This window comes from Variovorax sp. GW821-FHT09B05 (genome assembly GCF_059418265.1).
The window spans coordinates 65,905-78,254 of the sequence record NZ_JBWKPN010000009.1; the positions used below are offsets into that span (position 1 = coordinate 65,905).

The window sequence follows — 12,350 nt, forward strand, 5'->3', positions numbered from 1 at the left end:
GAACTTCCATGAAGAAGACTCGCAATCTCCAGTCGCGTGCCATCAAGGCGCCGGCACTCAGCCGCGTCGGCCTCGCCGTGCTCGCCAGCTTGGCTGCCGGCGGCGCCATGGCCGCACCGCCCGAACTGGGCGCGACCACCACCATCAACGCGACCACCTCGACCGCCACCGCCTCGGGCTTCCTCACCGTGGATTCGGTGCAGACGAAGTCGCAGCCGGTGTCGGCGACCGCCGCCGGCCAGCAGATCGGCATCACGGTGGATGGCGTGCAGACCGGCACGTCGAACACCACGACGCAGAACACGGTGAACGCCACGGCCAAGGCCAATGAGTTCTCCAACGCGATCGACCTGTCCCTGACCGGCAACACGATCGCGCTCGATGGCGCGGCATCGCTGGGCGTGCAGACCAACACCGGCGCCATCTCCAGCAACGCGACCGGCAACTCGGTGGGCGTGAACCTCAATGGCTTCTCCTCGGGCGGCGCCTCGAACACGCAGAACACGATCTCGGCCAACACCGTGATCAATGGCGGTGCCTCCTCGGTGGCGGGCACCGTTCCGGTCGATTACGTCTCCAATGCCCCCGGCATCACCACGAGCACGCATTCGGCCGCCACGAACAGCAGCCAGGCCTCGGGCAGCATCGTGGTCACCACGGCGCAGCAGGGCACCGGCCCCGCATCGTCCGCGAGCGCCAGCGGCAATGCCGTCACGCTCGATCTGACCGCGGACGGCGCGAACGCCGTGAGCTCGGCGCCCGCGCTCGACGGCAACACCGTCTCCGCCACGCTCAAAGGCAACGCGGCGACCAACACCGCCTCGATCCAGGCCGGCGGCGCACCGACCTTCGCCGGCTCGGCCGTCGTGAGCAATCTGCAGCTGAACCAGGGCGTGGGCGTGACGCACAACGCGTCGAACACCGCCACCTCGATCGATGCCACGATCGGCAGCAACGGCACGGGCACCACCAACGTGCTGAACGGCGCCCTGTCGGTTCAAGGCAACACGATCTCCAGCGCTGCCACGGGCAACGAAGCCCTGGGTGCCGCCGGCGTCGCCGGCAACCGCATCGTGCTGGCCGACGGCATCTCCGTCGCCGGTTCGGGCGGCCCGACCGTCAACAGCAGCACCTACAGTGCCGGCAGCCAGAGCTCGCAGCTCGGTGCGGACCTCGCGATCCTGAACACCCAGGGCAATGTCGGCGTGGCGCTGCAAGGCTCCACCAATGCCGCCAGCGTGACCGCCACCGTGCAGTCGATCGACGGCGGCGCAGCGACCGTCGCTGGCAACGCGATCACCTCCGCGGCCACCGGCAACGCCGTTTCCAGCGCGATTGCGACCGGCCAGAACGGTGCGACCTTCTCCGCCACCGCCGCGCTCGCGAACCAGCAGAGCAACTTCGGCGGCGGCGTTTCGGCCGTCACCGCACCGTCGATCATTGGCGCGGCAACCGGCCTGGAAAACGGCACCACCAAGGACAGCACGGTGGCCGTCGAGCAGAACCGCGCTGCGGCTTCCGCTTACGGCAACAGCGCGACCCAGAGCCTTTCGCTGGCCGCCAACGCCTTGCCGCTGGGCGCCGGCGCCACCGTCCTGAGCGGTGGCCGCACGCCCGATGGCAACGTCTCGGCCAGCGGCGCCGCCACGATCACCAGCCTGCAGAGCAACTACGCCAGCCCGGTTTCGGCCACGCTGGGTGGCTCGTACGTGGGCGCGTATGTCGACTCGCGCGGCACCGGCGGCGACACCATCACCGGCAGCACGGTCAGCGCCAGCAAGAACACGCAGGAAGCCGTCGGCCTGGCCAACAGCGCTTCCAACACGCTGTCGCTCGCTGGCACGAGCATCGGTTCGGGCGCAGGCATCGCGAACATCCAGGTGGTGGACGCAGCCTCGCCGGTGAGCACCGTGCTGGGCGGCTCGGCCGCCGCGGTCTACGCCGGCACGCACATCACGGACACCAGCCTGAGCCTGTCGGACAACCTGCAGCGCTCCATCGCCTACGGCAACTCGACCGGCAACACCCTGACGGTTGCCGCCAACGGCGCCACCGTGCCCACCTCGGTGGCCCCGGCGTCCACGCTGTCGAGCACCCCGAGCCTGGGCGGCACGGTCACCGCCGCCTACGGCCTGCTGAACAACCAGTCGGCACTCGGCGACGTGGATGCGCAAGCCACCGGCTTCGGCGGTCCGCTGGGCGCGCTGACGGTCCTGCTGGAAGGCAACGCCACCCGCAGCCAGATCGCCAACCAGGGCAATGCCTTCGTCGCGGCCGCCTACGGCAACGACGCGAGCAACGCCGGCAGCGTGAGCCTGGGCACCGGTGTCGACGCAGCGGGCGCGGCATCGATCGCCAACGTCACCAGCGCACAGACGGCCAGCGGTGCCGTTTCGGCAACCGCCACCGGCGGCGCCGTTATTGCCACCGCCATCCAGGACAACGTCTCGGCCTCGACGGTTGCAACCTCCGGCAACCAGATCCAGGCCCTGGCGTTCGGAAGCCGCGGCACGAACAGCCTGAGCGCATCGGGCAATGGCATCGACACCGCATCGGCCACGCCGCTCACCGGCGCGACCTCGAACGCCGGCACGCTCACGACCAACGCCGCCTTCAGCGTGCAGAACGCCCAATCGGGCGCGGGCTCGGTCACCGCGACGCAGCGTGACGGAGCGCTGGTCGGTGGCACCGCCGCTGGCGTGCTGACCGCCGTGGGTGGCAACGTGACCGGCTCGAGCATCGCCTCGAACGACAACGTCTCCACCGCCACGGCGACCAGCAACGCCGCGACGAACAGCCTGAGCCTGTCGGGCAACGGCCTGTCGACCACCACCGCCTTGCAGAACTCGCAGACGACCAGTGCCAGCGTCAATGCGCTGATCGGCCAGGCGGGCGTGGCGGGAAGCGCGGGTACCGCACCCGAGCCCTTCACGTTCAGTGCCACGGGAAGCGGGCTGACCGTTTCGGGCTCCGGCGCGACCCTGACCTTGACGGGCGGTACGCTGACGGTGCTGGCATCCAGCCTCTCGCCGGCGCAACTGAGCTATCTCACCAGCAACGGCTGGACGCAGTCGGGCGGAAACGTCAGTGGTTCGGCGATTTTGCTCGGCACGATCTCGTTGTCGGCCTACTCGGCGATCGTGGACGGGGGCGCGGCCGTGCTGTCGGGGCTCATCCCCGGCACGCCGGCCACGCCGAGCGTCCCGAACCAGGGCGGCGTCATCCTGGCCGTCTCGGGTGCCGTGACCGGCTCGCAGTTGTCCGTCAACGGCAACAGCAACACCGGCTCGGTCACGGGCAACAGCGCGACCAACACCACGAGCGTCACCGGCAACTCCGTCGCAGCCGGCAGCGGCCGCACGGTGGCGACCGCGGGTGCCCTGGTGACCGGCTCGGGCGCGCAGGCGGACAACGCGCTGTCGAACCTGCAATCGGTGACCGGTGACTCGGCGCTGGTGAGCAACGTGTACGGCAGCTTCGCGGTGGATACCGTGGCCGGCTCGGCCATCGGCAACTCCACGGTGAGCGTGTCCAACAACAGCCAGCGCGCAAGCTCGGTGGCCAACACGGCCACCAACACCCTGGGCGTGACCGCCACCAACCTGGCGGCGACTTCCGCGCTGGCCTCGCAGCAATCGAGCACCGCCTCGGTCGCCGCGAGCTCGGACGCGGAGCTGTACGCACCGGGCGCCGTGTCGGGCTCGTCGGTGGCGCTGGCCAACAACCGCAACGTCTCGCTGGGCGTGATCAACGATGCCACGAACGCGCTGACGGTCACCGCGGGCAACGCAACGCCGGTCGGTGCCACGACCAATGCCGTTCTGAACGCGGCGGGCGCCACCGGCGACCACGTGCTCAGCAACAGCCAGGCCGCGTCCACCTCGGTCTCCAGCACGGCGAGCACGCGCCTGTACAACCAGGATCGCGTGGCCACGGCCACCACGGGCCTGGCGGACAGCACGTTCTCGATCACCGGCAACGCGACCACGGCAGAGGCTTCGGCCAACCGCGCCGACAACAGCGTGACGCTCTCCGGCGCCGCGCTGCAAGGCAGCAACGCCGGCCTGAGCAATGCGCAGACCAGCAGCGCCGCCGTCAACGCGAGCTCGACCACCGCCGCGGGCTTCAGCCTGGCGGGTGGCGTGCCGGCAGCGACCGCCGCGCTCAACAGCGGGCTGACCATCGACGGCAACAGCACGACGGCGCTGGCTCGCGGCAACGCGGCAAGCAACGTGCTCAACGTGTCGGCTGGCAGCAGCTACGCGACGCCCGCACCGGTTGCCGGCAGCACCGTCGGCGCCTCGCAAGCGGCCGCCGCCGTGCTCAACAACCAGGGCAACACGGGCAACGTGAGCTCGTTCGCGACGGCCAGCTACCAGGTGGCCCTGAACGCGACGGCTCCCGTGCTCGTGCCTGGCGTGAGCGGCAGCACCGTGGCCGTCACCGGCAACACGACCGCCGCCGAAGCGTACGGCAACACCGCGACCAACCGCGTGAATGTGAGTGCGCCGAGCGCCAGCCGTCCGACGGCTGCGGTCGGAAACTTCCAGACCAACAGCGGCACGGTCGTGGCGACTGCCACCGGCGTGAACTACGGCATCGGCGTCACTGGCGCGGCGACGGGCAGCACGCTGCGCGCGGCCGGCAACCAGGTCAGCGCCACGGCCGTGGGCAACTCCGCCGTGTCGACGATCGCGTCGGTGCGGTGATCTAGTTTCGCCCCTCCCCCGGCGGACGGTTTGCTGCCGGGGACTTTTGCTCAAACCGCTTCGGCGGTTTGAGCCTTTTGATTCGCCGGTTCTTCTCTTGACTCCCTGCATTCTCATCAGAGCCCATCACCTCGAAGTCGCGCGCAGCCGCTGCGCAGCCTCGATTTCGACGCGCTCGAACGCGGTGGATCTGGCGCACCGAGTGAAGGCATACGGCCCCGCCAACGACGGCTCGCCACGTGATGGCGCACGCGTTGTCCTGCCGACTTATCACTTTCAGCCTTTCACACAACTGCTGCAAAGAGAGAGAACAGCTTCAGTTTTTATCAACTTCATTTCATCAATCACGGAAAAGCCGGGACCCTGACGGCCAGCGATACAGGTCCCTTTTTTTGGGGGATGAGCTGGAGCACGAAGGAGGAGACCGCGTCCGTTCCAGCATGTATCTGCACCCACTTATTGCCACGCTGCCCGACAGCGAGCGCGCGTTGCTTGTTCAAAGCACCGAGTTCCGAAACTATCGCCGCAACGATGTCGTACTCGCCGTCGACGAGACATCCGAACATGTTTACTGCGTCGCCACTGGACTGCTGCGTGTCGTGGTACACGGCAGCGGTGGCGACAGCGAAGGCGTCACCACCGATTTCGTCAGCAAGGACGACTTCTTCTTCAGCCCCTCGTTGAAGGAAGACAGCTATGTGGCGCAGTCCACGTTGATCGCGGCGCTTCCTTCTTCTGTCTACCTCATCCCGATCCATGTTCTGCGGCGGCTTTGCACGCTTTTCCCGCAGGTCGCCGTGGGCCTGCTGGAGTCGGCCGTCAAGCGGGTCTCCATGGTGCATGGCCAGCTCAGGCGAATTTCTTCGCTCCCGCCTGTCGAGCTGGTCGGCCGGGTGCTTCATGAATTGACCCACCTGGCACCTGCCGGCCCCGGCGGCTACGACAAGCGGATCACGCAGGCCGTGATTGCTTCGTATGCCGGGCTCTCGCGCGAGGGGGTGAACAAGGCGATGCGCGAACTCGAGAACCGCGGCCTCGTCCGGCGCGACGACGAGGGCGTGCACGTGCCTCCGGAGTTTGCTTCCACCGATTTCGGCGCCCTGGAACTCGAAGGCGACAACGAGGACGCATCGGACACCAAGCTGCAGAACCCTTCCGACAGGCACCGCTCGCGTCGAGGCTCCTGACGCCATGGCACCGTTCCCCTTCACACCAAAGAGCGCGCCCACGAAGCGCGGAGGGGACACGCAATCACTACGAGAAAAACACAGGGATGGATGTCACGGATCGGATCTTCAGGATGGATGCCGTCGGGAATCAGAGAGGGAAAGATGAAGAGTGTCCAAGATCCGCTCACGGGCTTGCTCGCTCGCCAGAGCTTCGTCGATGCGGCTTCGCATTGGCTCGGATCGGAGAAGCGGCCGCGCCAGCGCCTGGTGATCTTCGAAGTCTTCGGCTTGTCGATCATCAACGAGACACAAGGGCTGGCATGGGGAGACAAGGTGCTGCAGGAGGTGGCTCGATGGCTGGCATCGAAGTTCGATCCGGCCCGGTGTGTGCTGGGCCGGTGGGCGGGCAACAAGTTCGTCGTGCTCTACGAGCCGCGCGGCGCCGAGGCCTTTCCCGGCGATATCCACCGCGCGAGCCTCGGGTCCCTCGGGCTGGGATCGAGTCTCGGCAGGCAAGCGGACCTGACGCGCCTGCACATCGGCTTCTGCGACAGCGGTTCACGCCAGATCGATGAGCTCCTGACCTTCGCGAGCGAGGCGCTTCACGCGTCCGCGCGCTCGGTGGGGGCATGGGGCTATCGCTTCGACGAGGCGATGCATCGACGCCTGTTGCGCCGCCAGGACATCGAGAAGGATCTGGCCTGTGCCATCGAGGCACGGGAGATCGGGCTCTGGTATCAGCCGATCCTCTCGAGCGATGGAGCCAGCCTCCATAGCCTGGAGGCGCTGTTGCGCTGGCACCATCCGAGGCAAGGATGGACTTCACCGGAGGAGGTGGTTCACGCGGCCGCGGTCATGGGGATGGGCGAAACGCTGTTGCAGCACATCCTGCAGGAGGTCTGCCACGGCTTGCACGCGTTGGCGGACGCGGACCCCCGGTTCGAGAAGGTTCCGGTGGCCATGAACGTGTCGCCCCGTGAGATCGGAGATCTTCCCCTGAGCGACATCGTGTTGAGGACCTTGCTGCGCGAGGGCATCGCCCCTCGGCATCTGAGGATCGAGATCACCGAGGAAAGCGCGCTGGACAGCCTGTCGTCTTCGGGGCAGCTCGAAGCGCTTGCGGCGGCCGGGATCGCCATCGCGGTGGACGACTTCGGCACCGGCTATTCGTCGCTGGCGATGCTGGGCGACAAGTACGTCAAGCAGATCAAGATCGATCGACTGCTGATATCGGAATTCCACCGGTCCGACAGGCGCATGCTGCTCGTGGATTCGATCATTCACCTCGGGAACGCACTGGGCATGGAGGTGGTGGGCGAGGGCGTGGAAACGCTCGAAGAACTCGAGCACCTGCGCTTGCTCGGTTGTTCGCTGGTGCAGGGCTACTACCTGGCGCGGCCTACGCCGCTCGAGGCATTGATCGCCCGGGTTCGTCACGCACGAATGGATGGGAGCTAGCCAGCGCACCCCGATTGTTGGAAAACGCGCACTGGCGCAGCTCACGGATCCGCCTGCGGTCGCCGAGCTGCTGCTGTTGCTGGCTTGAATGCTGTTCGCCCCCCATCCGGATCGATCGGGGCAGCGGAAGGGGCAGGCCCTTTTTCAGCCAGCAACATGCATGCGAGCGATGGAGGAATGGACAGCGCAGCTTCAGAGCTTCGAGCCGCCGTCGACGTGCAAGGTGTGGCCGGTGACCCAGCGAGCCTCGTCGGACGCCAGGAACGCCACGGCATCGCCGATGTCCTCCGGCTGAGCCAGGCGCTTGAGTGCCTGCATGCCCAAGGTGGCAGCGCGTCCGGCGTCCGTCTTGGTGAAGCTGGACATCTCGGTCTCGACCACGCCCGGTGCGACCGCGTTGACGCGAATGCCGCGCTCGCCGAGTGCCGTGGCGAAATGCGTCACGAGCGTGTCGATGGCCCCCTTGCTCGCGGCATAGGCAGACAGGGTGCCGACCGACGCGCGAGCGGCCAGCGAGGAAACCAGCACGATGCTGCTGCCTTCGCACAGCGCCGGCAGCAACTGCTGCACCAGGAAGAACGGCGCGCGCACGTTCACCGCGAAGAGATGGTCGAAGTCCTCCACGGTCGTGTCCTCGATCGAGGCGGCCTTGGAGATGCCGGCGTTCGCCACCAGCACATCGAGGCGGCCGCCGATGATGTTGCGCACGCGCTGCGCCAAGTCATGCGGTCCGGTGGGCGAGCGCAAGTCGGCCGCGACCTTCTCCGCCTTGCCCCCTGCACCGCGGATCTCGTCGACAACGGCGGTCGCTTCCTTCTCGCCGCTGCCGTAGTGAACCAGTACCTGGGCCCCGGCGCGAGCCAGGGCCAAAGCGCTGGCTCGTCCGATGCCGCGCGATGCGCCCGTGACCAGGGCGGTCTTGCCGGAAAGGGTGTTGTTCACGGCGTGCTCCTCAGATTGCAACGGCTTCGAGCGGGAAACGATGCGCGTCGGCGAAGGCTTGGCTGCGATCGCTGAGCGATGGACGGTCGGACATGGTGGAACTCCTGCATGTGCGGTTCGTAGAGAGTCAGCCGGCGGTCTTGCCGCCGTCCACCGTGACGATCTGGCCCGTCACGAAGGCGGCCCCTTCCGAGGCCAGGAAGAGCACGGCGGCAGCGATCTCGTCCGGCTTGCCGACACGGCCCAGGGGCACCCCCGCGGCCAGGGCCGCCTTGTTCTCCGGCGTGCCTGTGAAACGGTCCAGCATGCCGGTGTCGGTCGGTCCGGGAGCCACGGCGTTCACGCGCACGCCGGAGGCCGCGACTTCGAGCGCGGCCGACTTCGTCATCCCTTCGACGGCATGCTTGCTGCCCGCGTAGATCGAGGCGTAGGCAGCACCTTCATGGCCATAGGTCGAGGAGATGTTGACGATGCTTCCGCTGCCCTGCGCGGTCATCGCGCGCAGCTCGTGTTTCATGCTCAGCAGCGTGCCGAGCACATTGGTGTCGAAGGTCGCGGCGTAGCTCTGCGCCGTCTGATCGACGATCGGGCCAGGCTGGCCTTCGGTGCCGGCGTTGTTGACGGCGACATCGAGGCGGCCGAAGCGGGCGACGGTCTGGTCCACCAATTGGCCGACCTCGGCGTCGTTGCGCACGTCGGCTTCGATGAAGAAGGCCTGCGCACCCAGCGCATGGAGTTCGGCTTCGAGCGCCTTGCCTTGCGGCACGCGGCGTCCGGAGACGACGAGGCGGGCATGGGTGCGGGCGAATGCCAGGGCGGTGGCACGGCCGATGCCGGTGAGGGCACCGGTGATGAGGACAACGGGTTGGTTCATGATGAAAAATCCTATGGGCATGACGATGGAAGCATGGACGGCTCGACTGACCACTTCGCTGCCGGTCGCGTCTCCATAGGGGAGAATCTAGGGATTCGGCGCAACTTTTAAAAAGACTTTGTGGGCTGGTGGGCATGCCTGTGAAGCATGGGGATGCACGTGGAACTGCGACATCTGAGGTATTTCATCGCGGTCGCGGAGACGGGCAGCCTGACCGTCGCGGCCGAGCGGCGCCTGCATACCTCGCAGCCGTCGCTGAGTCGACAGATCCGCGACCTGGAAGACCAGGTCGGGGTGGCGTTGTTGCATCGAAGCGCCCGCGGGGTGGAGTTGACGGCGGCCGGCAAGGCGTTCATCGACCATGCGCGGCTGGCGCTGACCCAGGTCGACGCGGCTGTCGAAGCGGCTCGGCGGGCCGCGCTGCCTTCGAAGCAGCGCTTCGCGCTGGGCTTCCTGACGGGGCAGGAAATGACCTGGTTGCCCCGAGCCATGCATCTGCTTCGAGACGAGTTGCCGAACATCGACGTGACGGTCTCCAGCGACTATTCCCCCGATCTGGCGGATGCCGTGGCACGCGGCAAGCTGGACCTGGCCTTTCTGCGCGCCGAGCCGGGCTTCGACCTGAGCTACCGAACCGTGGGCCGAGAGCCTTTGGTGGTCCTGATGCCCAGTGATCATGCGCTGACGGCTCGGGCCGCCGTCACGCCGCAGGACCTGGTCGGCAGTCCGTTCATCGGCATGGCCAACAAGGCGCGGGCGCTGCAGGCCGTGGTGGACGACTACCTGCTGCGCTCGGGCGTGAAGATCACGCCGACACAAGGCGTGGACAACCCCGCCATGGTGATGTCACTGGTCGCCTCGACACGTGGCCTGGCCCTTATTCCCGACTATGTCGAGAACCTGCTTCCCTGGTCGGTCGTCAGCCGTCCACTGGCAGGCGAGGTGCCGACCATCGATCTGGTGGTGGGGTACAGCAAGTCCAATGCGTCGCCGGCGCTCCAGCTGTTTGTTTCCAGGCTGGGAGAGTTGGTGGCGAGGGCAGCGGACAGGTCCGCCGCGGCATCGTGAGATCAGTTGGCGCTCGAAAGGCTATGCCGGGCGGTCTTGGGTCGAGTCCGGTACGACGTCCCGGAAGGCCAGGCTCGGACTCGTGCGGGCGCGCGTCATCCTGACGGTTTGTGCGCTGTCGGGCCTGGGGGCTCGCGCCAAGATGGACTGCCAGGTCGTCTGCCACCGTGCGAGCGCCGTGCCGTCGTGCTCGAAGATCAGGTCGAAGAATGCCAGTGCGAGATCCGCGGTGGCGACCTTGACCTTGGGGTTGAGCGATGGACCGCCGGTCAGCGAACGATCGGTGAACATGCTATGAGAGCCGCCCTGGAACACGGCCAGCAGCTTGTGGGGATTGGTGATTGCATCGAAGACGGCCAGTCGATCGTCCACGCCTGAGCGGTAGCCCGGGATCTCGATCACGTCCTCGGTCGCCGTCACATGGATGGTGGGAATCGACACCTTGCCCAGCACTGCCGCCAGATCGGGTTCGCCATAGAACGGCGGCGCAGAGATGACGACTGCCGCCGAGAAGCGGGAATCGAGGCAGTCGAGCGTCAGGCCGTTCCTCACGATCTGCGCGCCGATCGTCAGGAGCGTCGTGTTCGCGCCGTAGGAATGGCCCGCCGCCACAAGGCGCTGGCGGTTCACCGCAGCGCCAAGACCGCCCGTTTCGTCGGAGAGCATTCGGTCGAGCGCGAAGCGCACATCGGCGGCACGCGCGATGGCCTCCTTTTCCTGCGCCGCAGCCTGCAGGCGGCCCACCACGCCGAACGGGTTGCCCCGCCAAAGCTGCGCATCACTGCCGACATGCTGGACATGCAGACTGGCGACACCACGGGTCGACCAGTGTTTTCCGAGATAGCTGTAGCCCTGCCGCGAACCGCCGATCCCGTGCGAGAACACCACCAACGGCACCGACGCTTCGGACGTCGCAACCGTTGGCCAGTACAGGCGCGCTGGCACCGGGCGGGATCGCGCCTGGTCGATCCAGTCGAAATCCATCACCCGATAGGGCGGCTCGGTGGGTTGCGCCATCGCTTTCGTCGGGCCTGAGGCCAGCGCAGCCCACAGCAACATGGCATTGACTTGCCGCCGGCTCAGATTCATCTGCATGTCTGGCGTGTTGCGATGTTTCATGCGCGCGAGGGCTGGATGACATCGAGCGGTTCCGCGGACCTTCGACCATCGCTGTTGGGAAACACCGCACCGGTCAGCGCCTCCGACTCCAGCCACAGCTTCGCGGCGACGCTCTTGTCCAGCGCCTGAGGCGGGATCCTGGCCAGGACCGGATAGCCGCGCGTTTCGCCGAACTTGTCCGGGCCGTAGTAGGCGCCGCCTCGCGCCTGCGGCGAGGTCGCGGCGAAGAGGGTGGGCAACGCGCCCTGCGCGGCCGGCTGGAACAGGAACCACATGTAGCGGCGAGCGATGCCCGCGGCGCTCCATGCGCCCGCGCCGTTGGGCAACAGATCCGTGCGCGAAACGCCGGGGTGGGCAGGGATGCTCTGAATGCCCCAGCCCCCGGCATCGCTGCGGCGTTGCAACTCGAGGGCGAACATCAGGCACGCGAGTTTCGATTGACCGTAGACCGGCATCGGCCTGTAGCCGTGCCGAGCCTGCAGGTCATCGAAGTTGATCGCGCCGCTTCGGGCGGCAACACTCGACAGGCTGACCACGCGCGGTTGGTTGCCTTGGCGCAGCAAGGGGAGGAGCCTGGCGGTCAAGGCAAAGTGGCCCAGGTAGTTGGTGCCGAACTGCATCTCGAATCCGTCGGCAGTCGCCAGGCGTTTGGGCGGTGCCATCACCGCGGCGTTGTTGATCAGCAGGTCCAACCGGTCGTGCGAACTCCGAAGGCGCTCGGCAAAAGCCTCGATGGAATCAAGGCTCGCGAGATCCAGCGCCCCGAAAACCACTTTCGCGTCCGGAACGCTTTGGCGAATGAGGTCGACTGCCGCCGCCCCTTTCGACGGATTGCGACCTGCAATGACGACGTTCGCACCTGCACGGGCCAACGCCAGCGCGTCCTGGAACCCAAGGCCGCCGGTGCCGGTGACGACTGCGGTGCGGCCGCGCTGGGAAGGAATGTCGGAAGCTGTCCAGTGGGCCATGTCTTAGCTGGGGAAGAGGGGGACGGTAGAATCAGTGCATATA

Annotated in this window: 8 protein-coding genes; 4 read left to right on the top strand and 4 right to left on the bottom strand. The window is 67.1% G+C overall.

All coding sequences use genetic code 11. From position 1 onward, the window contains the following. The first annotated feature begins 8 nt into the window (after window positions 1-8). The 3 genes from AC07RM_RS23140 (at window position 9) to AC07RM_RS23150 (ending at window position 7,336) form a co-directional block, all read left to right on the top strand. On the top strand, window positions 9-4,709 hold the full coding sequence (locus AC07RM_RS23140; RefSeq protein ID WP_495336018.1) for a beta strand repeat-containing protein: 4,701 nt from the start codon (window positions 9-11) through the stop codon (window positions 4,707-4,709). Window positions 4,710-5,149: 440 nt separating this feature from the next. Next, window positions 5,150-5,896: a Crp/Fnr family transcriptional regulator gene (locus tag AC07RM_RS23145; RefSeq protein WP_093345249.1), complete on the top strand. Its 747-nt coding sequence runs from the start codon at window positions 5,150-5,152 to the stop codon at window positions 5,894-5,896. A gap of 144 nt (window positions 5,897-6,040) precedes the next feature. Further along, window positions 6,041-7,336 carry an EAL domain-containing protein gene (locus AC07RM_RS23150; RefSeq protein WP_495336019.1) on the top strand — a complete coding sequence of 432 codons (1,296 nt, stop codon included), beginning with the start codon at window positions 6,041-6,043 and terminating at the stop codon, window positions 7,334-7,336. A 192-nt stretch (window positions 7,337-7,528) separates the two neighbouring features. Here AC07RM_RS23150 and AC07RM_RS23155 read toward each other — a convergent pair whose 3' ends face one another. Together AC07RM_RS23155 and AC07RM_RS23160 are read right to left on the bottom strand one after the other, a co-directional pair. Beyond that, entirely contained in the window at window positions 7,529-8,278 is a 750-nt protein-coding gene (locus AC07RM_RS23155) for an SDR family NAD(P)-dependent oxidoreductase (RefSeq protein ID WP_495336020.1), read from the bottom strand. A 127-nt stretch (window positions 8,279-8,405) separates the two neighbouring features. Next, window positions 8,406-9,152: an SDR family NAD(P)-dependent oxidoreductase gene (locus tag AC07RM_RS23160; protein WP_495319863.1), complete on the bottom strand. Its 747-nt coding sequence runs from the start codon at window positions 9,150-9,152 to the stop codon at window positions 8,406-8,408. Window positions 9,153-9,311: 159 nt separating this feature from the next. Between AC07RM_RS23160 and AC07RM_RS23165 the strand changes: the two genes are divergently transcribed. Further along, window positions 9,312-10,220: a LysR family transcriptional regulator gene (locus AC07RM_RS23165; RefSeq protein WP_495336220.1), complete on the top strand. Its 909-nt coding sequence runs from the start codon at window positions 9,312-9,314 to the stop codon at window positions 10,218-10,220. Window positions 10,221-10,241: 21 nt separating this feature from the next. Here AC07RM_RS23165 and AC07RM_RS23170 read toward each other — a convergent pair whose 3' ends face one another. Continuing rightward, window positions 10,242-11,339 (bottom strand): alpha/beta hydrolase family protein, encoded by a 1,098-nt coding sequence (locus AC07RM_RS23170; RefSeq protein WP_495336021.1) that lies wholly within the window; start codon window positions 11,337-11,339, stop codon window positions 10,242-10,244. Next, the gene (locus tag AC07RM_RS23175; protein ID WP_495336022.1) at window positions 11,336-12,307 is read right to left on the bottom strand and encodes an SDR family oxidoreductase; all 972 of its coding nucleotides are present in this window, start codon (window positions 12,305-12,307) and stop codon (window positions 11,336-11,338) included. The genes AC07RM_RS23170 and AC07RM_RS23175 overlap by 4 nt, the downstream gene beginning before the upstream one ends. Window positions 12,308-12,350 lie beyond the last annotated feature (43 nt).

What these genes read in the sequence shown, in the direction of transcription:
- AC07RM_RS23175 (WP_495336022.1), bottom strand. Translation starts at nt 12,307, where the DNA reads ATGGCCCACTGGACAGCTTCCGACATTCCTTCCCAGCGCGGCCGCACC.
- AC07RM_RS23140 (WP_495336018.1), top strand. Translation starts at nt 9, where the DNA reads ATGAAGAAGACTCGCAATCTCCAGTCGCGTGCCATCAAGGCGCCGGCA.
- AC07RM_RS23150 (WP_495336019.1), top strand. Translation starts at nt 6,041, where the DNA reads ATGAAGAGTGTCCAAGATCCGCTCACGGGCTTGCTCGCTCGCCAGAGC.
- AC07RM_RS23145 (WP_093345249.1), top strand. Translation starts at nt 5,150, where the DNA reads ATGTATCTGCACCCACTTATTGCCACGCTGCCCGACAGCGAGCGCGCG.
- AC07RM_RS23170 (WP_495336021.1), bottom strand. Translation starts at nt 11,339, where the DNA reads ATGAAACATCGCAACACGCCAGACATGCAGATGAATCTGAGCCGGCGG.
- AC07RM_RS23160 (WP_495319863.1), bottom strand. Translation starts at nt 9,152, where the DNA reads ATGAACCAACCCGTTGTCCTCATCACCGGTGCCCTCACCGGCATCGGC.